The 23676-nt window shown below is 73.3% G+C and carries 17 protein-coding genes and 2 pseudogenes; 9 read left to right on the plus strand and 10 right to left on the minus strand.

What is annotated here, in order from left to right; genetic code table 11:
• The first annotated feature begins 38 nt into the window (after nt 1–38).
• Together H1226_RS15985 and H1226_RS15990 are read left to right on the plus strand one after the other, a co-directional pair.
• On the plus strand, nt 39–1046 hold the full coding sequence (locus H1226_RS15985; protein WP_258341436.1) for an NADP-dependent oxidoreductase: 1008 nt from the start codon (nt 39–41) through the stop codon (nt 1044–1046).
• A 151-nt stretch (nt 1047–1197) separates the two neighbouring features.
• Nucleotides 1198–2532: an MFS transporter gene (locus H1226_RS15990; RefSeq protein WP_258341437.1), complete on the plus strand. Its 1335-nt coding sequence runs from the start codon at nt 1198–1200 to the stop codon at nt 2530–2532.
• Here the strand turns inward: H1226_RS15990 and H1226_RS15995 are convergent.
• Nucleotides 2527–3873, minus strand: coding sequence for a DUF1254 domain-containing protein (locus tag H1226_RS15995; RefSeq protein ID WP_258341438.1), 1347 nt, complete (start codon nt 3871–3873; stop codon nt 2527–2529). The genes H1226_RS15990 and H1226_RS15995 overlap by 6 nt on opposite strands.
• Before the next feature lie 110 nt (nt 3874–3983).
• On the opposite strand from H1226_RS15995, the gene H1226_RS16000 reads away from it, so the two are divergent.
• From H1226_RS16000 to H1226_RS16015, 4 genes and pseudogenes are all read left to right on the plus strand, one after another.
• Entirely contained in the window at nt 3984–5288 is a 1305-nt protein-coding gene (locus tag H1226_RS16000) for a DUF1214 domain-containing protein (RefSeq protein ID WP_258341439.1), read from the plus strand.
• An 854-nt stretch (nt 5289–6142) separates the two neighbouring features.
• Nucleotides 6143–6760, plus strand: coding sequence for an acyl-CoA-like ligand-binding transcription factor (locus H1226_RS16005; protein ID WP_258341440.1), 618 nt, complete (start codon nt 6143–6145; stop codon nt 6758–6760).
• Nucleotides 6761–6824: 64 nt separating this feature from the next.
• A complete protein-coding gene (locus H1226_RS16010; RefSeq protein WP_258341441.1) occupies nt 6825–8360 on the plus strand; it encodes an FAD-dependent monooxygenase in 1536 nt (511 codons plus the stop codon).
• A gap of 281 nt (nt 8361–8641) precedes the next feature.
• Nucleotides 8642–9385, plus strand: a pseudogene (locus H1226_RS16015) (TIGR03619 family F420-dependent LLM class oxidoreductase); the annotation flags it as partial.
• Nucleotides 9386–9787: 402 nt separating this feature from the next.
• Here the strand turns inward: H1226_RS16015 and H1226_RS16020 are convergent.
• Nucleotides 9788–12424, minus strand: a complete 2637-nt coding sequence (locus H1226_RS16020; protein ID WP_258341442.1) for a DUF6493 family protein — start codon at nt 12422–12424, stop codon at nt 9788–9790.
• Nucleotides 12421–13776 carry an SWIM zinc finger family protein gene (locus H1226_RS16025; protein WP_258341443.1) on the minus strand — a complete coding sequence of 452 codons (1356 nt, stop codon included), beginning with the start codon at nt 13774–13776 and terminating at the stop codon, nt 12421–12423. The genes H1226_RS16020 and H1226_RS16025 overlap by 4 nt, the downstream gene beginning before the upstream one ends.
• Nucleotides 13777–14331: 555 nt before the next feature.
• On the opposite strand from H1226_RS16025, the gene H1226_RS16030 reads away from it, so the two are divergent.
• From H1226_RS16030 to H1226_RS16035, 3 genes and pseudogenes are all read left to right on the plus strand, one after another.
• Nucleotides 14332–14862, plus strand: coding sequence for a DUF4190 domain-containing protein (locus H1226_RS16030; RefSeq protein ID WP_258341444.1), 531 nt, complete (start codon nt 14332–14334; stop codon nt 14860–14862).
• 67 nt (nt 14863–14929) lie between these two features.
• Nucleotides 14930–15055 (plus strand): annotated as a pseudogene (locus H1226_RS28175) (LLM class flavin-dependent oxidoreductase); the annotation flags it as partial.
• A gap of 14 nt (nt 15056–15069) precedes the next feature.
• On the plus strand, nt 15070–15894 hold the full coding sequence (locus H1226_RS16035) for an MsnO8 family LLM class oxidoreductase (protein ID WP_309148734.1): 825 nt from the start codon (nt 15070–15072) through the stop codon (nt 15892–15894).
• 113 nt (nt 15895–16007) lie between these two features.
• Here H1226_RS16035 and H1226_RS16040 read toward each other — a convergent pair whose 3' ends face one another.
• The 7 genes from H1226_RS16040 to H1226_RS16070 are packed head-to-tail and all read right to left on the minus strand — an operon-like array spanning nt 16008 to nt 23628.
• Nucleotides 16008–16841, minus strand: a complete 834-nt coding sequence (locus tag H1226_RS16040; RefSeq protein ID WP_258341445.1) for a sugar phosphate isomerase/epimerase family protein — start codon at nt 16839–16841, stop codon at nt 16008–16010.
• 25 nt (nt 16842–16866) lie between these two features.
• Nucleotides 16867–18252 (minus strand): alkaline phosphatase family protein, encoded by a 1386-nt coding sequence (locus tag H1226_RS16045; RefSeq protein ID WP_258341446.1) that lies wholly within the window; start codon nt 18250–18252, stop codon nt 16867–16869.
• The gene (gene eboE / locus H1226_RS16050) at nt 18249–19334 is read right to left on the minus strand and encodes a metabolite traffic protein EboE (RefSeq protein WP_258341447.1); all 1086 of its coding nucleotides are present in this window, start codon (nt 19332–19334) and stop codon (nt 18249–18251) included. The genes H1226_RS16045 and eboE overlap by 4 nt, the downstream gene beginning before the upstream one ends.
• Nucleotides 19335–19338: 4 nt before the next feature.
• Nucleotides 19339–20202: a TatD family hydrolase gene (locus H1226_RS16055; RefSeq protein ID WP_258341448.1), complete on the minus strand. Its 864-nt coding sequence runs from the start codon at nt 20200–20202 to the stop codon at nt 19339–19341.
• Entirely contained in the window at nt 20202–21593 is a 1392-nt protein-coding gene (locus H1226_RS16060; RefSeq protein WP_258341449.1) for an EboA domain-containing protein, read from the minus strand. Before H1226_RS16060 ends, H1226_RS16055 begins: the two co-directional genes overlap by 1 nt.
• Complete coding sequence (locus H1226_RS16065; protein ID WP_373690081.1) at nt 21590–22432, minus strand: SCO3242 family prenyltransferase; 843 nt, start codon at nt 22430–22432, stop codon at nt 21590–21592. The genes H1226_RS16060 and H1226_RS16065 overlap by 4 nt, the downstream gene beginning before the upstream one ends.
• Before the next feature lie 5 nt (nt 22433–22437).
• Complete coding sequence (locus H1226_RS16070; protein WP_258341451.1) at nt 22438–23628, minus strand: inositol-3-phosphate synthase; 1191 nt, start codon at nt 23626–23628, stop codon at nt 22438–22440.
• Between the last annotated feature and the right edge of the window lie 48 nt (nt 23629–23676).

Raw genomic sequence — 23676 nt, forward strand, 5'->3', positions numbered from 1 at the left:
CATCAACGATCTTGGGAGAACCCATGGAAAGCGTTCAAGTGCAGGTGCTCGAGCTGCCGGTCGGCGAAGTCGGTCGGCACCACTTCAAGATCGCGACCGTCGCCCTGCCCGATCTCGAACCAGGGCAAGTGCTCGTGCGCAACACGTGGACCTCGGTGGATCCCGGGCTGCGGCTGCGGTTGCGCGCCGACGCACCGCAGGGGTACTTTGCCGCGTTCCCGATCGGCGAGGCGATGGACGGCATCTTCACCGTCGGCGTCGTCGAGGAATCGCTGGCCGAAGGCTTCCCCGCCGGCAGCACAGTGTGGCACTCCTACGGCTGGCGCAGCCACGCCGTGGTCGATTCCGGTGAGGTCGCGATGAACGGCATCGCGAACCTGCGCCTGCTCGACGTCGACAGGGCTCCGGCCCAGGCGTACCTGGGCCCGCTCGGCCCGATGGGCCTGACCGCCTATGCGGGATTGCACGTGATCGACGCGCTGGGCGGCTCCGGCACGATCTGGGTGTCGGCCGCCGCAGGCGCCGTCGGCAACCTGGTGTGCCAGATCGCGAAGCGCAGCGGCCTTCGGGTCGTGGCCAGCGCCGGAAGCGACGAGAAAGTGGCCTGGCTGCTCGACGAGATCGGTGTGGACGCGGCTTTCAACCGACGTTCGCGACCGTTGGCGGAGTCGCTGGCACAGGTCGCGCCCGAGGGGCTGGACTTCTACTTCGACGGTGTCGGCGGCGCTCACCTCGATGCCGCGCTCGACGCGTTGAACAACGACGGCCGGGCCGCGCTGTGCGGCTCGATCTCCGAATACGAGGGCGAGACGGCAGGGCCGCGCAACCTGTTCCTCGCCACCTCGAAGAACCTTACCCTGCGCGGATTCCGCGGCAGCGCGCACGTTCCGCTCCTCGACGAGATGCAGCGGCGCCTCGGCGGCTGGCTGGCCGAGGGACGACTGGTCCACCGGGAGAGCGTTTACGACGGTCTCCAGGCGGCACCCACCGCCCTGGTCGACATGCTGGCCGGACGCACGATCGGCAAGACCCTCGTCCGGATCTGAGCTGCGCACGGGCCACCGGATGCGGGTGTCCCGTTGACATCCCGCGTCCCTCCCGCCCGAAGTCAGTTGAACTGACGTCAATTCATGTCTACCTTATCGGCACTGCGGCCAAACGACTCCGACGGTCGTTGCAGAGCGCAAAGGAGCGCCGATGTCGACACAAGCAATGCGCGATCGCGACCGCCTGGCCCGCCGCGCCAGCGTGGCAGCGTCAGCCGGAACGGCCATCGAGTACTACGACTTCGCCATCTACGGCTACCTCGCGGTCGTCCTGGCACCGCTCTTCTTCCCCGCCGGTGACAGCCTCGTCGGACTGCTCGGAACACTGGGGGTGGTCGCCACCGGGGCACTGGCCCGGCCCATCGGCGGGTTGATCTTCGGCCGCATCGGTGACCGGCGCGGCCGCAAGGCCGTGCTCATGGCCACCGTCGCGGTGATGGGGACCGCCACGATGCTGACCGGAATCCTGCCGACCTACGCCTCGATCGGCATCTGGGCCCCCATCCTCCTGACGCTCCTGCGCATCGTCCAAGGGCTCGCCGCCGGAGGCGAGATCGGCGGGGCCGCCTCGCTGTCCACCGAATCGGCCCCCTCCCGGCGGCGCGGCCTGTTCGGTTCCGCGACCTCGATCGGAGTGTCACTCGGCATCGCGAGTGCCGCGGGAACCGTTGCGATCCTGAGCGCCCTCACGTCCACGCAGCAGATGGCCGACTGGGGCTGGCGCGTACCGTTCCTCGTAGCCGCGCCGCTCCTGGCAGCCGCCGTGGTCTACCGGATGCGGGTCGAGGACTCCCCGATGTTCGTGCAGATGGCCAAGAAGTCCGCTGCTCCCAAAGCGCCCGTGCTCGAAGTCCTCCGGACGCACAAGGCCTCCGTCCTCCGGGTCATCGGCATCGCTTACTCGACCATGACCACCGGCGGGATCGCGTCGGTCTACTTGCTCGTCCACCTCTCGGCGGTCCTGAACTACCCGCTGACCGGGTCGCTGTGGCTGATCGTCCTGATCGTGCTCATGCCGTTGGCGGCCATCCCGTGGGCAGGTGCTCTGAGCGACCGCCTCGGTCGACGTCGTGTCCTGGCGGGCGCGATGATGGGGTTCGTCCTGCTCGCGATCCCCTGCTTCTGGGTCATGCAGCAAGGTTCGCTCCTGCTGGCCATCGTCGCGGCCCTGGTCCTGAACATCCCGTTCAGCATCCAGCAGGGCGTGGTCTACACGCAGTACAGCGAGCTCTTCCCGACCAGGGTGCGCTACACCGGGATCTCGCTCGGGTTCAACATCGGCGGTGTCATCGGCACGGGGCTCGTATCGCTGATCGCGACCGGACTGGTCAAGGTCACCGGACTCACGATCTCCCCGGCGTTCTACGCGGTGTTCGCCGCGCTGGTGGGCCTGGTCGTCGTCGCGACGATGCACGAGACCTCGCGCGAGGACATGACGGGGGAACCGGCCGCCGACGAGCCGGAACCCCGACCGGTCCGGTCATAGGCGGTCCGACGCGCCCACTCCTCGACGCACCGGAGCGGGCAGCCAGGACCCCGCGACGACCTCCTGCCCCGGCGAATAGATGCGCAGGATCAGGTAGAACTCGCCTTCCGGACACGGAAGCCAGTTCGCGGCGCCGGGATCGGCGTGGCTGATCACCAGCCGCGCCGGTCCCTCGTCACCGAGCGCCGCACTGCCCAAAGCGTGGCGATGCGCGGAGTTCGCGTGCAGCCGTCCCGTTTCTGCGCGGTAGAGGGTCACGCTCCAGAACGCGATCTGCGGTGGCTGCTCGGCGAATTCGAGGGTGTACGGCCCGTTGCGCCCGGCCAACCGCTGCCCGGTGGAGTCCACGTGCGTGTTGAACGACGTGTTCTCCTCCGCGACGTTCGCGCCGAGACCGACGTGGTTCATCACCGCGCGAGCGAGGAAGTTGTGCCCGTGCGCCCCCTTGTCGAGGACCCGCGTCCAGCCCGTGCCGGTGGCCACGCCCAACTGCGGACGTGAGGAGCGGAGCAGGGACTGGGCGGTCGCGAAGGAACGCTCCAGCGCCCCCGCTGTTGCCGGGTCGAGCACGTCCGGATCCCAGGGCCTCGGCCCGAGCAGCTCCAGCCCCCGGAACTGCCGCACGTGGACCCATTCGTCACGCGGGAAGGAGTTGAGGCGCAGCACCGCGTCGAACGCCCGGAAGAAGGCGCGCCAGTCCTCCTCCACCTCATCGGCACCCACAACGGGACCAAGACCGTCACCGGGTTCGCCGCCTGTCAACCCGACCTGGTCCTGCAGCTCGTGGACCACGTCGAGGTCACCGTCCAGCACCTGGATCCGCAGCAACAACCAGATGATGGTGGTCGCCACCCGCACGACCGCGACGTCGTCGGGCGCTTCTCCCGACCAGCCGGGCGGAACCAGCCAGTAGCGGGCCGCGGCGCTGCCGAAGGTCCGGGCGCTGATGTTGATGGAGTTGCTGTAGGCGTCGACCACCTGAACGGTGAAGTAGCGGTCTCCGAAGTCCGGGAGCCGAAGCTCGACCGGCTCCGCACCCAGGCGCACCCACGCGTTGGAGTAGAGAGTGTCCACATTGGGCGCCCGGAACGCCTGGAACTCAGGGCCGGCCGGAATGCGCTCGTGAGCGAACGAGGCCATTCGTCCCGCTGCGCCCGGACGCAGCACCTGCTCCGACATCTGCGCGTACTGCAGCACGGCGGGTGTGGCGTAGATCGTGGCCTGCACGCCCAGCACCTCGATCCAGGACGTGCGACTCCCCTGCTCTGCGGGAGTGATGTCGTCACTCGCGGATCTCCTGACCTGGGGCAGATCGTTCGTGTCATAGCCGAGCGGACCCATGTCCCACCCATCCTCACGTGCGCGTCTTTTTTAGGACAGCTCCCTCTCGCCCCTGAGGGCCGTGGTTCGACTATGCTAATTGAACCGACTTCAGCTCAGTAGGGAGCGGCGTGTCCGGCGATCGAACGATGAACCTGGCCGAGGCCGCGCGGGCGGTCCAGGTGTGGGCCTATCCCCTCGTCTTCGCCCAGCGGGTGCGCCTCAACTTCACCCAGCCGCTGGACCCGACCGCGAAGCGACCCCTCAACTCCGCGGGTGCTCCGCTGAACACCTTCGGACACCAGCGCCGGCTTTCCGATCCGACGCTGACCGCCGGCGTCGCGCCCAACGTCGACACCCTCTACTCGGTGGCCTGGCTGGACGTCCGGCACAACCGCTTCACCCTGCGATTCCCGGACTTCGGCCCCGGATACGCGAGCTTCCAACTCGCCCTGCCCGACACCAGCACTCCGATCACGGTCAGCGCACCGCCGGTGGGCGAACACCTGCCCGTGGTCTCGATCGCAGGCGGACCGGACCGGCTCGAAGTCACCGCGGACGAGGTCAGCCTGCACACCTCGTGGCGCTACGTCATGGTCGTCGGGCGGATCTTGGTCGAGCCGGAGGCGTCGGACGCCGACCTCGCCGCCACGCATCGGTTGCAGGACGCGATCGAGCTGCAGCGCCTGCCCGTCGGCGAGGCGCCGCCACCCACCGGGGACCTGGCCCTCGCCCACTTGTCCCGCGAAGACGAGACGACGGTTCCCGAAGCTTTCGCCCGCGCGCTGCGGCAGGTTCTGGACGACGCCGACCCCGCGCTCCTCGACGGCCCCCTCCGCCGGACACTGACCCGGTTGCGGCTGCTGGACAGCCCCTCGCCACCGGAATCCGCCGACGGACTCAAGCACGGGATGCAGGACATCCGTGAACACGTGCGCGGACTCAGCCGACCCGCCAACGGCTGGGCGATCAACGACAACGGAACCGATTTCGACGGAGACCACCTTGTGCGGGCCGCCGTGGCCCACTCGCAGATCTTCATCAACCCCGTCGCCGAAGCGCTGTACCCGGTGTGCGAAGTCGACTCCAACGGAGACCTCCTCGACGGCAGCGTGCACGATTACCGGCTGACCTTCGAGGCGGGATCACTGCCCCCGGCCCACGCGTTCTGGTCCCTGACCGCGTACCACGCGAAAGGCCTGCTGGTGGCCAACGGGACCGGCCGGTACGCCATCAGCGACCGCACACCCCGGCTCACGTACCGCCCGGACGGATCGCTGACCATCGAGCTCGGCGCCGCGCGACCTGACACGACGGCGAACTGGCTTCCAGTGCCCGCGGGTCCGTTCCGGCTGATGCTCAGGCTCTACCGACCGACGACCACGGAATGGGATCCACCACCCGTAATCCCGATGCCCCTGCGAAAGATGCCCTGATTTGTCCACCCACCACCCGCAGCGACATGTCGGGGCGCGCCCCCGACTGCCCAGACGCTTCCGCCCGGACACATCGCCGCCACCACCGGCAACGAGCCAGCACAAGACACCCTCATACCGCGCCCGCTAACCGAAAACGTCGGCCACCGCACCGCAACCGCCCTACGAGCACGCGACCTCGACCATGACGGCGCACCAACCAGCACCTCTCGTCCCCCCGAGTCCGACAGGGATTTCGCCGCCTCCGCGGGAAAGCCGGCGCCAGCCACACATCAGCGCCCTCCCAACCGTTGAACTCCCTTCGGGGCGATCTAGCGCTCGAGCAGGATGCGGGCGGGATCCGGCTACGTGGCCCGCTATGCAGGTCGAGCTGGGAACGGCAGCAAGAGAGGTTACGATCGCCGCATGGAGACGCGCATTGCGCGAATCCGCTACGCAGCGAGACTTGAGTCCCCCCTCGGACACGCACCAATACCCCAACGAGTCCGGGTCGAGAGTCATCTCGACCCGGACTTCGTCGTTGTGGGGATGATAGGTGAGGCGGAGGCCGAGGTTGCCGTAGAGGTCGGCCTTGTCGTCGTTGTCCGCGTTGCGGAGCAGCTCGTGTGGATCACCGATCCGGGTGACGAGTTGGTGGATCTCGTCTCGGGTGAGCTGCCGTTGGCCCTCGTGGCGGATGCGCCGCAACCCAGCGGTGGCGTCGGCACGTGTCGTGCGCTCTCTGCGGCTCTGAAGATTCCCGCGCTGCGTCGAGCACGGTTCCGGCACGTCGTAACGGGACACGACAGGGGCAGGGCAATTTTTCTGGTTGCGCATTTTTGCGTGGTGCGCAAGTTGGCGGTACGGTGGGCGGCGTGGACGGTGAGCGGAGCGGGCTGCGCGAGCGCAAGAAGCAGGAGACGCGGCTCGCGCTGAGCTGGGCGGCCATCCGGCTCGCGGTGGAGCGCGGGCTGGAGAACGTGCGGGTGGAGGACATCGCCGCCGAGGTCGGCGTCTCCCCGCGCACCTTCAACAACTACTTCGCCGGCAAGGGCGAGGCGATCGCCGCGCGGCACCTGGAGCGGGCCCGCCAGATCGCGGTGGAGCTGCGGGCGCGGCCCGCGTCCGAGCCGTTGTGGACGGCCATCACCAACGCCGCGTTGGCCCGGTTCGCGCTGGGACAGGGCGCCGGCGAGCGCGAACCGGAGCAGCAGTGGCTCGACGGCGTGCGCTTGATGATCTCGGAACCAGCGTTGCAGGGCGAGTTCATGAAGGCCAACGTCGCGGCTGAGGCCGAGCTCGCCGCCGCCGTCGCCGAACGCACCGGCACCGATCCGGCCCGCGACCTGCATCCGCGGCTCGTGGCCGGAGCGGTGGGGGCTGCGATCGCGGTCGCCACCGAGCACTGGCTGAGGGCCGCCGAGCCCACTCCGCTGGCACCGGTGCTGCGCGACGCGCTGCGGCAGCTCGCCGCGGGGTTGCCCGTGCCGTAGTCCCGACCACCACCGGACGACGCGGTCCAGCGCGTCGTTTTCCCGCGGCAGCGAGGAGAAATCCGTGACCACCGATGTCGTCATCGCAGGCGCCGGGCCGAACGGGCTGATGCTGGCCTGCGAGCTGAGCTTGGCCGGGATCCGGCCGCTGGTGCTCGAACGCCTGCCGGAGCGGACGGCGGAGCACCGCGCCAACGGACTGGTCGGCCAAGTGGTGCGGATGCTCGACCGCCGGGGCCTGTACGAGCGCCTCAGCGGGAGTTCCGGCCCGCCGCAACCGATCCCCGCCTTCGTCTTCGGCGCGATGCGGCTCGAGCTGGAGGACCTCGACGACAACCCGATGTACGCGCTGGGCGTGCCGCAACGCCGGATCGAGCAGGTGCTGGAGGAGCGCGCCGTCGAACTCGGCGCGGAGATCCGTCGCGGGCACGAACTCGTCGGGCTGGCCCAGGACACCGATTCCGTCGCCATCGACGTCGTCGGGCCGGACGGAGCACATCGGTTGCGGGCCCGCTACCTGGTCGGCGCGGACGGTGGGCGCAGCCAGACGCGCAAGCTCTCCGGCATCGGCTTCCCCGGCGCCACCAAGGACGACGTGGTCTCCCGCCTGGCACACGTCACCGTCCCGCCCTCGCTGGTGGACCCGGCGACGCTCGGCCTGAACGTGCCCGGGCACGGCTTCGTACCACCGTTCATCCACCACCGCACCGAGCGCGGCGTGCTCGCCTACGCCCCGTTCCCCGGGGGAGCACCGCTGGTGTCCACGATGGAATGGTCGGCGAACCCCGCCGACCAGCCGATGACGGTGGACGAGCTGCGCGCGAGCGCGAGCCGCGTGCTCGGCGCCGACCTGCCGCTCGGCCCGCCCGCGGGCGACGGCCCGCACCAGTTGCGCCGGTTGACCAGCGGCAACACCCGGCTGGCCGACCGGTTCCGGGACCGCCGGGTGCTGCTGGTCGGCGACGCGGCCCACGTGCACTCGGCGATCGGCGGCCCCGGGCTGAACCTCGGGCTGCAGGACGCCGTGAACCTCGGTTGGAAGCTCGCCGCCGAACTGCACGGCTGGGCCCCGTCCGGGCTGCTGGACAGCTACGAAACCGAACGGCGAACGGTGGCCCGGCGGGTCGTCATGCACACCCGGGCCCAGTCCGCGCTGCTCTCCCCCGGCGACGAGATCAGCGCGCTGCGGGAGCTGTTCGGCGAACTCCTCCACGAGCCGCGCAACGTGCAGCACATCGCGGACCTGATGTCCGGCGCGGACGTCCGCTACGAGATGGGCACCGACGCCGAGCACCCGCTGGTCGGCCGGTGGGCGCCGGACCTGCGGCTCGACACCGCCGGCGGATCCGTCCGGCTGGCGGAGCTGACCGCGGGTGCCCGGCCGCTCCTGCTGGACACGACCGGCTCGCTCGTCGACGCGCTGTCCGGCTGGCGGGACCGGGTGCAGGTCGTCACCGGTCGCGCCGACACCTCGACCACCGCGATGCTCCTCCGCCCGGACGGCTACACGGCCTGGGCGTCGAACGACGCCCGACCGGACGCCCGATCCCTCCGCGAGGCCCTGACCAAGTGGTTCGGCCCCGCCACAGCAGGTGCGTGACCACGCTCCGGGAGGAATTCCTCCGACCCGGCCCCCTCCTCGTCCGTGCGGGAGCTTCCAGCGCGACGCCGGGTGGGCGGGGACAGCGGATTCGGGCCTCACCCAGCTGATTCAGGGCCTGGGGACGCCGCGACCGACCACCCGCGACCGGCCCGGAGGAGGTCCGGGTGACGCACGAGCCGCCCGGCCACCGCACACCGGCCGGGCGGCTGCTGGACGGAATCGCGCGGGGAAGACAGCTTTGGGGACGCAGGGAGAGCCACGAGGACGAGGAGCCACGGGTGCGATTCGGCGTCAACGTACTGAACTTCGGGCCGGGCACGGACCCGTCGACGCTGCTGGGCTGGACCCGGTACGCGGAGGACCGCGGGTTCGACTTCGCGATGATCTCCGACCACGTCGCGGTCACGCCGGACGCGGCCGGACCGTACCCGGCGCCGTTCTACGACCCGTTCACCACGCTCGCCTGGCTCGCCGGGCAGACCGAGCGGATCGAGCTCGGCACGACGGTCGCGATCGTGCCGTACCGCCACCCGCTGCACACCGCCCGCGTCACCGCCAACATCGACCGGTTCAGCGGCGGGCGGTTCCTGTTCGGGGCCGGGATCGGCTGGGCGCGCCAGGAGTTCGAGGCGCTGGGGCTGCCCTTCGAGCGCCGCGGCCGGATGACCGACGAGTACCTGGAGGTCCTGACGCGGGCGTGGACCGAGGAGACGCTGTCGTTCCACGGTGAGTTCGTGTCCTTCGACGAGGTGTCCACCGGCCCGCTCCCGACCCGCCGTCCCCCGTTGTGGGTGGGCGGCAACGGGCACGCGGCGATCCGCCGGGCGGTGCGGTTCGGCGACGCGTGGCACCCGTTCAACCAGCGGGTCGCGTGGCTGCGCGACCAGGGCGTGCCCGCGCTGCTGCGCGCCGCCGAGGACGCCGGTCGCGCGGCGCCCGGCTTCGCGCCGCGGCTTCCCCTGCTGCTCACCGATTCCGCGCTGGACGACGACACGCGCCTGGCCGGGCAGGGCACGCTGGACCAGGTTCGCCGGGACCTCGGCGGGCTCGCGGAGCTCGGCGCGACGCACGTCCTGTTCGACACCTACCCCGGGACTCCGGACGAGATGCGCTCGCAGGAGGCGGACCACCGGATGCTCGACGCGCTCGCCGCGCACGTCCTCGACGGACCACGCCCCGGTCGGCGAGTGGGCCCCGGCCCGCGGGGGCCCACGCCGGACGATTCGCGGGCCCGGGCCGCCGTCGGTCGTGCGCCGGGTTCGCTCGGCAGGCCACGCTCGTCCCGGCGGGGTGATCAACGGCGATCTCCGCTGCCTTGCGGTGCGCACCCGGCCCGGCGAGGAACATCCTGCGCCGGGCATTGCCGGAGGCGGTGCCGCGTTCTTCGGCGGGCCCCGGAGGCAGGCCCGCCGAAGAACGCGGTGCTAGGCCAGCGCGTCCCGCAGGGCGCGGGCGCTCTTCACCAGCTGGGTGGGCCCCTTGCGGGCGGCGACCTCCGCGACGGCCGGGATCTCGCCCGTGGCGCCGCAGCGCGCGGCGCATTCGGTGGCGAGCGCGAGCAGGCGTGCCGAATCGCGGGGGATGTCGCCGCCGAGCAGCCCGGGCAGCGCCGCGGCGAGCACGGACCAGGTGGTGCGGTAGGCACCGGTGTCGGCCGCGGCCTGGAGCGTGGCGTGCACGTCGCTCACCTTCATCCTGCCCCCGCTCAACATCGCCCCGAGCTGCTCGCCGAGCAGTCCGGTGTCCAGCTGCCCGCGGGCGGCCAGCACCAGGAACGAGTCGAGCACGAGGTCGCGCAGGGCAGGACGGCAGCTGCCGATCTCGCCGGCCAGCAGGCGGTGCACGGCGAATCCCGCAGGGCCGCCCGCGGCGGCGAGGTGCGGCAGGAACCGCTCGTTGCCCCACCCCCGCACGAACGCGGTGTTGATGTCGCGGGCCACCACCTCGTCGCGGTGGTGCGGCAGCTGCGCGAGCCAGAAGGGGTCCAGCACGCAGCGCACCCGCTCCCGCTGCGCGTCGCCGACCAGGTCTCCGGCCGCGGGCGGCAGCGGCAGCTCGATCCCCGGGCCGGGGTGCGCCGGTCGGCACAACGCGTCGCGGTGCGCGGCCGGTTCCGCCCAGCCGGCGGGGGTGGAGTCCTGGTGCGGCAGGCCGCCGCCGCGCAGCCACCGCGCGAGCCGCCGCCCCGGTTCGGAGCGCAACGCCTCGGCGGCGCGCACGACCCGCTCGCCGGGGGCCGGGTCGACCCGCAGCAGCGCTTGGGCGAAGTCGTGCTCGGCCGCCAACACCCCGTGCTCCTCGAACACCGCGATCCGCTCCACCAGCGCGTCCGCGTCGAGAGCGCCCGTGGACCACGTGGGCGTGGCGAGCAGGAACGGCTGCGAGCCGGACTCGACGATGCGCAGCACCTCCAGCATCCGCGCGTCCAACATGGACTCCGGCGGTGACAGCACGGCCTCGTCCCGCCGGTACCGGTTCCAGATCGCACCGGTGAGAGCGAACTCCCGCGGCTCGTCACCGCGCAGCGTCCGCACGACGTCGAACAGGTACGGCCCCTGCCCGTAGAGCCCGCGCGGCTCCTTGCGGGCGACCGGGCGCAGCGCCTCGGTGAGCCCGGCCCGGTCGAGCGCGGCGTGGCGGACCACGCCGTCGAGGGCGCGTTCGAAACCGATCGGTTCCCAGTCGTCGGCGATGGCCACCGCCACCTCCTGCGCGACCTCGACCACCGTCTCGATCGGACCCGGTACCGGTTCCGGTTGCGGAGCGGGCGGAAGCGCCTCGACGCAGGTGCCGCCCGCTTCCTCGCTGCCGAGGACTTCCGCGGCACGCGGTGCGAGGCTCGCGTGCAGCCGCGCGGCCGAGGTGCGCAGCCGGGGCAGCACGTCGTCCCCCGCGGACCGCAGGTGCCGGGCGATCACGTGGAGCGCGCGCTCCTGCAGCACCACCTCCCGGTTGTCGAAGGCCAGCGCGGCGTCGAGCACCACGCGGTCCGCGCGGGCGGGATCCCCCTTCGCCAGCCGGTCGAGCCAGGACAGCTGGGTGCGGACCAGCTTCTTCTCCTCCCGCAGCAGGATCCGCGCGGACGCGTCGGAGACGAGCTCCGGTTCCAGCGGTTCCACCCGGTCGACCTCGACCAGCTGCTCCTGGGCGAGCGCGGCCACCGGCAACGACTTGTCCAGCAGCGCGAGGTGGTCCCGGACGTACCGGACGTTGTCCGCGGGGTCGGCGAGCAGCACGCGCAGGTAGTCCCGCGTCGGCTCGGTGGTCTTCCGGGTGCCGTCCTGGTGCAGGCGGGTCAGCTGGGCCTCGACGATCGCGGCGAGGTCGTCGGCCAGTTCGGCCCGCTCTTCCCGGGTGGGGGCGAGCAGCTCCCACTCCTGCGCGTGGCCGAAGGGAACCCTGCCGTCCTGCCGCACCTCCGCCACGACCCGCCGCAGCAGCGCCCGCCGCTCCAGCAGCCCGTCCTCGGCGAGCTGGACGAACGGCAGCAGCCAAGACCGCACCGGCACTCCGGGCCGTTCCAGGGCCAGGGGCAGGAACACCGGGGTGAGCGGGTCCGCACGCAGCCGCTCGACGTCCGCCGGGTCGAAGCGGGAGCTGCCTACGCGCCGGTAGTGCCCGAAGTGGTTGAACAGCCACGCGCGGAGGAACACGTCGCGGTCCGGCATCGGCGCCCCGGTTCCGCGGGCGATGTGCTCGACGAGCCGGAAACAGCACGAGTACCCCTCGTCGGGCACGGCGTCCCGGATCCGTGCCACCAGTTCGATCCGCCAGGCGACCGGGTGCACGTCGACGGCACCGCTGAGCTGCCCGCTCCGGTCGGTTGTGGTGCCGCGGAACCTGATGAGCTGCTCCGCGGCCTCCGCCGGGCTGATCGCGCAGCCCAGCGTCGCCGCGAGCCAGGCCCACTTCTGCGCGAACGTCCACTCGTCCGACCGCGCGCGTCGCGCCGCGAACAGCCGTTCGCCGCATTCGGCGTCGCGCTCCTCGGGCGGCAACCCGGGCAGGGCCTCGATCACCCCGTCGCAGTCGGCCGCCTCCACCAGTTCGAGCAACGTCACTTCGCGACCTCCTGGAACATGCGGGTGGCGAGCACGTGCGCGCACGGCCCCCGTCCGCCGCGGTACCTCGCCCACCACGGGCAGGTGCAGCTCAGCGCCCCCGCGCCGTCCGCTCGGACCAGCTGGGCCCGGGCGGGCGTGCCCACCTGGAAGATCTCGCGGTCGCGCCGGACCAGGCCCTCGGCGATCAGCGCCCGCGCCCGCCGCAGCCGGGGGTTGCGGGTCTCGACGGCACCCGCCGAGAACGGCAGGCAGCGGTGGAAGTACGCCTGCTCGGCGAGGTCGTAGCCGACCTGCCCGGAGGTGCCGAGCACGGTCAGCGCGGCGCGCACCCGTTCCGGCGGCAGGTCCGCCTGCCGGGCCAGTTCGGGCACGTCGATCGTCGGCTCCCACGCCAGCAGCGCGGAGATCAGGTCGGCGTCGGCCTCGGCGCTGCCCGTCGCGAGATCGTCGAGCACGCCGCCTTCGCCGGAGAACCCGCGCCCGGGTTCCGGCGAGAGCATCAGGGTGAGCCGCAGGTGCGGCAGCTCCACCTCCCACGCCACCGCGGTGCTCTCCTCGGCCGCCGGGGAGTACGCGCGCAGCGCGACGGCGTGCGGCAGCACGTGCCGCACCGCGTGCAACCGCTCCGGACCGGGCAGCGGGATCGCGCCCGGCACCGGCCGGGTGACGGGCCGCAGCGCGCCGCCCACCGGCAGCACCCACCGCGTGCCGCGGGCGCCGGCGGACGGGTTCGGCCGGGGCAGCGTCCGCAGCAGGGCCGCCGCTTCCGCCGCGGGCACCTCGGCACGCAGCTCGAAACCCGCGCCGAGCACCTGGGCTTCGGCGAAACCGCGCAACCAGCGCTCGGGCAGCGGGACCCGCTTCTCCACGAACCGGCCGTCGAAGGTGCGCACCGCCAGCTCGTCCGGGCCGATCGCCAGGTGCAGCGGGTCCAGACCGCCGAGCGTGGCGAGCGCCCGCTGCAACGCCGGGTTGACGTCGACGTTCGTGGTGCCGTGGCCGATCTCGTCGCCGTCGAGCCCCGGAGCCAGCACGTCGAGGCGCGCGTACACGCCGCCGCAGCCGGAGAAGGACTCCACCCGCAACCGGTCCCCGTTCGCGGTCACCACCGGGTCCCGGGACCGCGCGGCGTCGTGGCGGACGTAGCGGGCCTGCGCCACCTCCGCGACCGCCAGCACGCCTGCCGCGGCGGCGAGCGGCGCCGTCAGGAAACCGCGGAAGAACACCGGGTGGGCGACGTCCCCGCTCGGTGTGGAACCGCCGGAGGTCTCCAGCGCGAGCGCCCGGCCGGAACCGGATCCGCGCACGGCCGACGGCCGCACGTAGGAATACGTCTGGACTGCTGTCATGCGCGAACCCTACGAAGGGTCTCCGACGATTCCCCCGCGCAACGCAGAACCGCGACCGACGCCTTCGAACGAGCATCCGCGCTGCTCGAACCGCAGGTAGAACGGGTGCGCACCAGTTCGCGTGCCGACGATTCCGGCGAAAGCCGCGGTGGCGCTGAGCCGATCAGCGCAATGCGCGATCGTCCCGTTCCGACCGCCCGGAATGCGGTCCTCCCGCGAATCGGCACGATCGGGCACGGGCATTTCCCCTTCGCCCGCCGAGAACGTTCTGCCCCGGTGATCGACCCGGGCGCTGATCCGCGGGAGGAACCGGAGCGGGCGGTGCTCGCGGCGCCGGGTCGCCGAGGGGGCGGGGGTTTGCCCGCCCTGGCGGGCGGGGCACCCGCACGGTGAGGCCAGACCTCGGGAGGGCAGACCGCCCGAGGTGCTCGCCGGGGAGGCGGACGGGCTCCGGCCCGCACCGCGAGGAGGCACGAGCGGCGTCCGCAGCCCGCGAACGGTGTCGGCGAGCCTGGTCCTCCACCGGAGATCCGCGCGGGGGAAAGAGGAACCGCCATGGCGCACTCGTACGACTCGCACGACGTGGAACGGCAGACCGACCCGCGGCAGGTGCGGCGGCAGACCGGCTCCGGCCGGACCGGCGCCCCGGAGGCCGAAGCGCAGCACCCCGGTGCGAGCCAGGTCGATCCGCGGCAGACCGACACCGGGCAGCAGCCCGAGCGGGGAACTTCGTGGACGACGGGCACCCCCACCGAGATGCCCAGGGCCAAGACCAGTCCGATGGCCGTGTTCGGCCTCGTGCTCGGGTTGCTGGCGCTGCTCTGCGGGCTGACCGGCGTGCTGGCGCCGCTGGCGATCGTGTTCGGGATCGTCGGCATCGTGCTCGGCATCCTCGGGCGCAAGGACGGCATGCAGCGCGAGCGCACCGGCAAGGGCGTGGCCACGGCGGGTCTCATCATGGCCATCATCGGACTGGTCCTGGGCGTGCTGGCCGGGATCGCGTTCGTGCTGGGCGCGATGAACCCGGACCTGTTCATCCCGGCGCAGCAGCAGGTCGGTGACCTGATGACGCAGGTGCCGCGCTGATCCGCGGGGCGGGCTCCCCGGGCCACCGGGGAGAATCCCGCGGGTGGCGTGCGATCTGACGTTGTCGGTGCTGGACACCTCGCCGATCGTCGACGGTTCTTCGGCGGCGGAGGCGCTGCACCGGACGCTGGACCTGGCCCGGCTCGCCGATCGGGCCGGGTTCCACCGCTACTGGGTTCCCGAACACCACGGGATGCGCGGCGTGGCGTGCGCGGAGCCCGCGGTGCTGGCGGGGGCCATCGCGTCCGCCACGGGCTGCGCGTCGGCGCGGGCGGGGTGCTGCTGCCGAACCATCCGCCGCTGCTGGTGGCCGAGCGGTGGGGCATGCTCGCCGCCCTGCACCCGGGCCGGATCGACCTGGGGATCGGCCGGGCTCCCGGCGGTACGCCCGCGACGGCCGCGGCGCTGCGGCGGCCCCCGGACGCGACGACGGCACCGGCGCACGCCGCCGCGCTCGGCGAACTGCTGTCCTGCTTCGAACCGGAGTCGCGGGCGGTTCCCGCGCGCGGGAACCGGCCGGAGATCTGGCTGCTGGGCTCGTCCGACACCGGGGCGCGGTTGGCCGCCGAGCACGGGTTGCCGTGCGCGCACGCCCACCACCTCGATCCGGAGGGCGTGCCGGAAGCCGCGCGGGTCTACCGGGAGTCGTTCCGTCCGTCGGCGCACCTGGCGGAGCCCGCGAGGCTGGTCAGCGTGGCGGTGATCTGCGCGGAGAGCGACGCCGAGGCCGAGCGGCTCGCCGGGTCGACGCGTTGGAAGACCCTCAGCCGCTGGCGCGGGCGGCGCATCCTGCTGCCGAGCCCGGAGCGGGCCGTCGCGGAGCTGGCCGGACTGGACCGGGCGGAGGTCGAGTCCTGCTCCCCCGGCCTCGTCGTCGGCTCTCCACGAACCGTTCGGCGGGAACTGCTCGCCATCGCGGCGCGGACCGGCAGCACCGAGCTGATGATCACCACGCCGGTGCACGACCACGCGCGGCGGCGGCGCTCCTACGAACTCCTCGCCGACGCGGTGCACCCGCCCCGGCCGGGGTGACCGAGCGGGTTCCCGGCCTCGTCGGCCCACCGCCCGGCGAACTCCCGAATGAGTCGGCGTCGCGCCACGGCGGTGGGGGCGCCGGTGCCGGGCGGCGGCACCGGCGCCCTGCGTCACCAGCGGACCGCGCGGAGGTAGTCGAAGCCGACGCCCGCGGTGCGCAGCGGATCGGTCGGCTGGTCGTGCTCGACGATGTACTCGCAGGCCGACCGGGCGTGCGCGAAGATCGCCGGGAAGTCCATGGTGCCGGTGCCCGGGTCGGCCATCTCGCCGTCGGGAGCGCGGTCCTTGACGTGCAGCTGGCGGATGCGGTCCCGTTCGGCGTCGATCAGCGCGAGCACGTCCTGGCCCGCGTGCACCGCCCAGTACAGGTCGAGTTCGAAGTGGACGAACCGGCGATCGGTGCGCTCCCGCAGCACGTCGTACGGGAGGACGCCGTCCACCGGGGCGAATTCGTGGTCGTGGTTGTGGTAGCCGAACCGCAGCCCGGCGGCGCGGCACTTCCGGCCCGCTTCGTTGAGCTCGTCGGCGAAGACGCGCCAGCCGTCGGCCGTGTCGAACACGGCGTGCGGGACGACGACCTGCCGGTGGCCCAGGGCGTGGGCGTCCTCGATGAGCGCGTCCACGCCGTCGTCGAGGTCGACGTGCCCGGAGGTGGCGCGCAGCCCGAGGTCGTCGAGGATCGTGCGGAATTCGGCGGCGGTGCGCCCGTGCAGGTCCGCCGTCTCGACGCTGCGGTACCCGAGGTCGGCGACCTGGCGCAGCGTGCCGGGCACGTCCTCGTCCAGCAGGGTGCGCAGCGTGTAGAGCTGGATGCTGATGGACTCGTGCGGGATGCGGCCGCGTGGATGTCCGGTGGCCGCGGCGGCGGTGCCCGTCGCGGCGGTCGCGCCAGCGGCGGCCAGCAGGGCGGTGGTGTGCAGCAGGGTTCTGCGGGTGAGCGGCATTGCTCGTCCTTTCGAAGCGTCGTTCTCAGCGGATTCCGTGCAGCTCCAGCAGCAGGTCGTGCACGTCGGTGGCGGCGAGGCGCCCGGTGCGCTCGACGGCGGCCGGGACGCGCGGGTCGGAGCACAGCAGCACCGGCCCGTAGTCCGGGGAGTCCGGCAGCCGGCCGTGCGAGCCGCGGACGGCCCGCCCGTCGAGCGGGACGACGTTCATGGCGTAGCGCAGACCGGCCTTCTTCTTCACCAGGTTCAGCGCGGCCTTGGCGCGCACCCACCGGTCGTCGGGATCGAGGAACAGTTCGGCCGGGTCGTAGCCGGGTTTGCGGTGGATCTCCACTCCCCCGGCGAAATCGGGTGCGCGGTCCCGGTCCAGCCAGTAGTAGTAGGTGAACCAGGAATCGGGTTCGGCGACCGCGACGAGGTCCCCGGCGCGCGGGTGGTCCAGCCCGTAGCGGGCCTGCGCGGCGCGGTCGAGCACCTCGTCGACGCCGGGCAGCGCGGCGACCAGCGAGCGGACCCGGTCCACATCGGACTCGTCGCGGATGTGCAGGTGCGCGACCTGGTGGTCGGCGACGGCGAACGCGCGGGAGGCCCACGGGTCGAGGTACTCCATGCCCGCCTGGGTGTGCACGTCGAGCAGGCCTTCCGCGCGCAGCGCCCGGTTGAGGTGGACCTGCCGGTGCACCGGGGTGATGCCGTACTCGCTGAGCACCACCGTCGTCGCCCCGGCCTCGCGCGCATCGGCGAGCAGCCCGCCGAGCACTCCGTCGACCTCGGTGGCCGCGGTGCGGGCCTGCGGGCCGTGCGGGCCGTGGCGCTGCAGGTCGTAGTCGAGGTGCGGGACGTAGCACAGCAGCAGGTCCGGCCGGTGGTCGCGCAGCACGCGGCGGGCCGCGCCGGCGATCCACCGGGAGGAGGCCAGGCCCGCGGTCGGCCCCCAGTAGTGGAACAGCGGGAAGGTGCCGAGTTCGGCGGTGAGCTCGTCGTGCAGCTCCGGCGGCCGGGTGTAGCAGTCCGGGGACTTGCGCCCGTCGGCGTGGTAGATCGGGCGGGGCGTGACGGTCCGGTCGGTGCCCGCGCCCATCGCGTACCACCAGCACACGTTGGCCGCGGTGTAGCCGGGGTGGTGGCGGCGCGCGGTGTCCCACACCTTGTCGCCGAGCACGAGACCGTTGTGCTGCCGCCAGAACAGGACCTCGCCGAGCTCCCGGAAGTACCAGCCGTTGCCGACGATCCCGTGCTCGGCGGGCATCGTCCCGGTCAGGAAGGTGGATTGCACGCTGCAAGTGACCGCGGGCAGCACGGTGCCCAGTTCGGCCTGCCACCCGTCGGCGGCGACGGACCGCAGGTTCGGCATGTGGGCGAGCAACGCGGGCGTGAGGCCCACGACGTCGAGCAGCAGCACGGGTTTCACGAGACCTCCCGATCGTCGATCAGCCGCCGGGTGAACGCGAGTTCCGCGGCGATACCCGCCGCCAGGTCCGCGGGCGGCTCGGGCAGCACGGTCCAGGTGTAGGTCTCCACCTCGACGTCCGGCAGCGGACCGGGCAGGGCGGTGAGGACCTCGCGCAGCACCCCGGTCGTGGGCCGCACCGGCCCGTCGGCGGCCCAGTGCACCGGCACGTGGAAGTGCACGCGCCACGGCCCGGCCCCGGGGAGGTCGTCGAAGGCCCGTGGGAGGTCGTCGCAGCAGCTGATCCCGTCGGGACCGCGTTCCCGGACCTGGTGCAGGTAGCGGGGTTCGGCGTAGCGGGCGAGCTCGGCGCGAGCCGCGGCGGGATCCTCGACGTGCAGCGCGGCGGAGGCCTGCACCTTGACGACGTCGACACCGCTCGCCGCGATGGCGCGCACGGTCTCGGCGGGGTCGGCGAAGGACACCGCGAGGTGGCAGGTGTCCAGGCACAGTCCGATGTGCTCGGTGTCGCAACCGGGCAGCCAGGCGAGGGCGTCGGCGACGGTGTCCAGCCGGCAGCCGGGTTCGGGTTCGACCGCCAGGCGGATCCGGCGTCCCGTCCGCTCCGCCAGCAGAGCGAGCCCGCGCGCGGCCCGGTCCAGGTTCCGCCGCGCCGCGTCCTCGTCGTGGCCGGTCCACGGCGTCCGCCAGCCGAGCGGCAGCGTGGAGATGCTGCCCCGGCCGCCTTCGGGCAGCAGCGCGGCGAGGACGTCGGCGCAGTGCAGCGTGTAGCGGAGCCGTTCCGGCGTGGTCCAGGACGGCTCGTACACCCGGTGCTTGACCACCGGCTGGTGGAACCCGCGGTGCGGGAAGGCGTTGAGGGTGCGCACCACGAGCCCGCGTCCGTCCAGTTCGGACCGCAACCCGCCCAGCGCGGCGGGGTCCGCGGCCAGCTGCTCCGCGAGGTCCGCCGCCAGCCACAGGCCGACGCCGAGCACGTCGGCGCCCAGCGCCTCCCGGACCGGCTCGGCGTGCTCGGCGAGCTGGGCGCGGACCCCGTCGAGGTCTTCGGCCGGGTGGACGTTCGTGCAGTAGGACAGCATCGGCTCACTCCCGGGATCCGCGGAGCACGGAGTTGTCGGCGAAGGTGGCCGCGTCGGCGCTGAACCCGGGCAGCGGCTCCAGGTTCAGCCGTCCGCTCTGCCCGTAGAAGGCGACCGGGTTCTGCCACAGCACCCGGTCGACGTCGGCGTCGGTGAAGCCGGCGCGCAGCATCGCCTCGCCGGTGGCGCGCGTCTTCAGCGGGTCCGAGCGGCCCCAGTCGGCGGCGGAGTTGACGACCATCCGCTCGGTGCCGTGCCGCCGCAGCAGCCGCACCATCCGCTCCTCGTCCATCTTGGTGTCCGGGTAGAGGGAGAAGCCCAGCCAGCAGCCGGTGCCGGCGACCAGCTCGACGGTGACCTCGTTGAGGTGGTCGACGAGCACGCGCTCCGGGGGCAGCCCGGATTCGCGGACCACGTCGAGGGTGCGGCGGGTGCCGGCGGGCTTGTCGCGGTGCGGGGTGTGCACCAGCACCGGCAGGTCGGCCGCGGCGGCGAGCTGGAGCTGCTGGGCGAACGCGTCGTCCTCCTCGGGGGTCATCGAGTCGTAGCCGACCTCGCCGACCGCGACGACCCCGTCCTTGGCCAGGTACCGGGGCAGGACGTCGAGCACCTCGCGACATCGGGGATCGTTGGCCTCCTTGGGGTTGAGCGCGACCGTGGCGTGGTGGCGGATGCCGAACTGCGCGGCGCGGAAGCGCTCCCAGCCGATCAGCGCGTCGAAGTAATCGGTGAACGAGGTGACGCCGGTGCGCGGCTGGCCGAGCCAGAACGCGGGTTCGACGAGGGCCCGGATCCCGGCGGCGTGCATCGCCTCGTAGTCGTCGGTGGTGCGGGACGTCATGTGGACGTGCGGTTCGAAGATGCGCATCACGCCTCCAGGAGTGCGCGGGCGTCACCGGGGACGTCGCGCCCGGCGGCGCGGCGTTCGGCGGCGAAGTCGGTGACCATGCGGCGGAGTTCCTCGTCGGCGCGCCGCGGCAGCCCGGCGACGGCGGCGAGCGGCACGCCGGTGAACAGGCACTTGAGGACGCCGTGCCGCCAGGAGTGGTCGTCGAGGTGCCGGGCGAACGGCCCCATCGCGGCGGCGATGAGCCGGATGTCGTTGGCGCGCAACGCATCCCGCACCAGCTCCAGGCCCGCTCCCACCACGTCCGGGCCGAGCCCGTCGAGCGCGCGGAGCACGCCGCGCCGTTCGGCGTCGTCGCCGTGCCGGTACAGTGCCGCGACCTCCGCCACCAGCCGGTCGGGTTCCGCGGTGTCGGCGAGGGCGCGCAGCAGCCGCCCGCGCACCCGGTCGTCGACGGTGCCGTGCACGAGCCCGTGCGGATCGTCCCGGTCGAGGGGGCGGCGGCCGACGTGACGGCCCACCGCGGGGAACAGGGTCGCGATGCTCGCCGGGTCCCGGCGCACCGCCGCCAGCGCCTCGGCCACCCACGGCTGCCGGAGCGCGCCGATCGCGCGGCGCGCGACCTGCGGGGCGGCGTGGCCGTGCCGGGGCAGTTCGACGGCGGCGAGGCCGGTGTACCCGATGCCGGCCAACGCCTCCAGGGTGCCGGGGAGGTCGAGCTCGCCGTCGCCGAACTCCAGGTGCTCGTGCACCCCGGGCCGCATGTCGTCGAGCTGCACGTGCACCAGGTGGTCCCGCAACCGCCAGGCGCACCCGGCGGCGGTGTCCTGCTCCACCGCGACGCAGTGGCCGACGTCGAGGGTGATGCCGAGCGGTTCCGGCGCGCCGAGCCGGTCGAGCACGGCCAGCGCCGCGTCCACCGTGTCGACGAGCATGCCGGGTTCGGGTTCGAGCCCGAGCCGCACGCCGTGGCGCGCGGCTTCCTCGACGACCTGCGCGCTGCCGTCCAGCAACCGCTCGAACGCAGCGTGCTCGTCCACTTCGGACGGTCGAATTCCGGACCAGAACGACACGACGTCGGATCCGAGATCGGCGGCGACGCGCACCGCGCGCCGCAGGAAGTCCACCCGGCGCCCGCTGTCCGCGGAGACCAGCGTCGGGTGGTGCTTGCGGTGCGGGTCGAGGAGGTAGCGCGCCCCGGTCTCGACCACCACCGACAGGCCGAACCGGTCGAGCAGGCCGCGCACCCGGCGCACCTGCTCGGCGAGACCGGCGTCGAACGGGTCGAGCCGGTGGTGGTCGAGGGTCAGCGCGACCCCGTCGTAGCCGAGCTCGGCGATCACCCGCAGCGCGTCGTCGAGCCGGTGATCCCCGAACCCGTTGGTGCCGTAGCCGAAGCGCAGCGCCGTCACGTCGCCGACACCACCTTCCCGGAGATCCGGACCACCGGCGGGAGCGCCGCCAGCAGCGCCGCCGTGCCGAGGTCGTGCCGGGCGGTCAGCGCGATCTGCAGCGGCACCATGCCGTGGATGCCCGCGCGGGTCGCCGCGCGCGCGGTCGGCGCGTCCGGGTTCCGGCAGGCGCGCAGCTGCACCTCGCCGACCCGCGCCGCGTACCAGGCGGCTGCGGCGAGCGCCGCGATCCGGTGCAGCGGGGAGGCGCAGCGCCCGCCCACCGCGGCGACCGCCACCAGGGCGGTGGTGCCCGCGGCCGCGGCGGCCGTGACCGGGTCGGTGCCGCGGACCTCGCCGCGGGAGAGCGCGGTGACCGAGCAGGTGTGCGCGGCGAGCAGCGCCGCGGCGGGCCACGCCGCCCGGGCCCCGCCCGCCCCGAGCAGCACGTCGAGCCCGCGGCAGGCGGCCATCGCCACCGGCCCGGCGGGGCCGGTCTTGAACACCACGTCGTAGCCGACGACGGCCGCGGCGAGCGCCGCCACCAGCCCGGCCTCGGCCGACCCGACGACCGCCGCGGCGGCGGCCCCGGAACCCGCGAGCACCGCTGCGATCCCGAGCGCGGCACCGGCGCCGAGCCGTCCGGACGGGATGGGCCGCTCCGGGCGCTCCGCGGCGTCGAGCTCGCGGTCGGCCCAGTCGTTGAGCGCCATGCCCGCCCAGTACAGCGCCACCGAGGACACCGGCAGCAGCGCACGGCGCCCCCGCAGCGGACGTCCGGCGGCCGCGGCGCCGACCGCGGTGTCGCCGAGCGCGGTCAGCGCGGCCGGGGCGCGGGTCAGCGCGATCAGCGCGCGCAGCCGGCTCATCGCGCACCTCCGCCGCTGAGCGAGCGCACCCACTCGTGCAGCTCGCGGACCTGGTGGTCGAAGCGGTGCCGATCCGGGTCGCCACCGGCGCCGAACGGGGCCTTGAAGAAGCACCCGAGCGCGGTCAGCGGCCCGCTGCACCCGGCGTGGTGCCCCAGCGCGACGAGCCGGGTCAGGTCCAGCACCAGCGGCGCCGCCAGCGCCGAGTCGCACGCGGACCAGGTCAGCTGCAACGTCACCGGCGAGCCGAGGAAGCCCTCGGCGTGCACGTGGTCCCACGCCACCTTCGTCTGGCCGAGGTCCGGCACGTTGTCGATGTGCAGCGGTGCGGCGACCTCGTCGCCGAGCAGGGCGTGCAGCCCGCGGGACTTCGCGGTCAGCTTGCTCGCCGCGGTGCCCGGGTCGGCGAGCGTCGCGCCGTCACCCCCGCCGAGCAGGTTGGTGCCCGCCCAGGACCGGACCGCCAGCGCGCGTTCGGCGAACATCGGCGCGAGCGCGGTGCGCAGCAAGGTCTCGCCGGTCTTGCCGTCGGCGCCCGCGTAGGGCAGGCCGCGCTGCCGCGCCAGGGCGCCCAGCGCGGGGACCGAGATCCCGGTGGACGGGGTGAACTCCACGTACGGGCAGCCCGCCCGCACCGCCGCGCGGGCGGCCACGACGCTGGCCGGGACGGCCTCGTCCGCGGCCAGCACCGCGTCCAGGTCCGCGGCGGTCAGCAGCCGCGCCCCGGCCGGCCACGGCGGTTCGGTGGAGGCGACGTCGACCACCACGACCCGGTCCAGGTCGTGGCGCCGCGCGAACGCGGACATGTCCCCGGCCAGCCGGACGGCGGCGTCCGCCCCGGTCTCGGCGCGGGTCGCCGGGTCGAAACCGGGTCGCAGCTCCGCTTCCGCCTCGGCCAGCTGCGGTGCCACCGCGGCCACCACCCCGGCGGGCAGCACGCCCGCCGCCACCAGGCCGTCCGCGGTCTTGCGCAGATCAGCGGCGGAGATGTCGTGCCCGCCGACCACGATCTCGTCCCAGCCCGGCAACGGCGCCGAGCCGAACGCGGGCAGCTCGGTGACGCAGCCCGTCGGCGGCACCAGGCCGGCCCGCAGCGCGGCCAGTCCGACGATCGCCGTGGTCGCCACCGAACCGCGCGCGCCGATCAACCACATGCCGGTGCGACCCGGCCGTGCGTGGTCCCCCATCTGGTCACCTCCTGGAGCAGGAATGGCGGTGGCCCGACCCGCGCGGGC

The organism is Saccharopolyspora gregorii, from assembly GCF_024734405.1.
Classification (GTDB): Bacteria; Actinomycetota; Actinomycetes; order Mycobacteriales; family Pseudonocardiaceae; genus Saccharopolyspora_C; species Saccharopolyspora_C gregorii.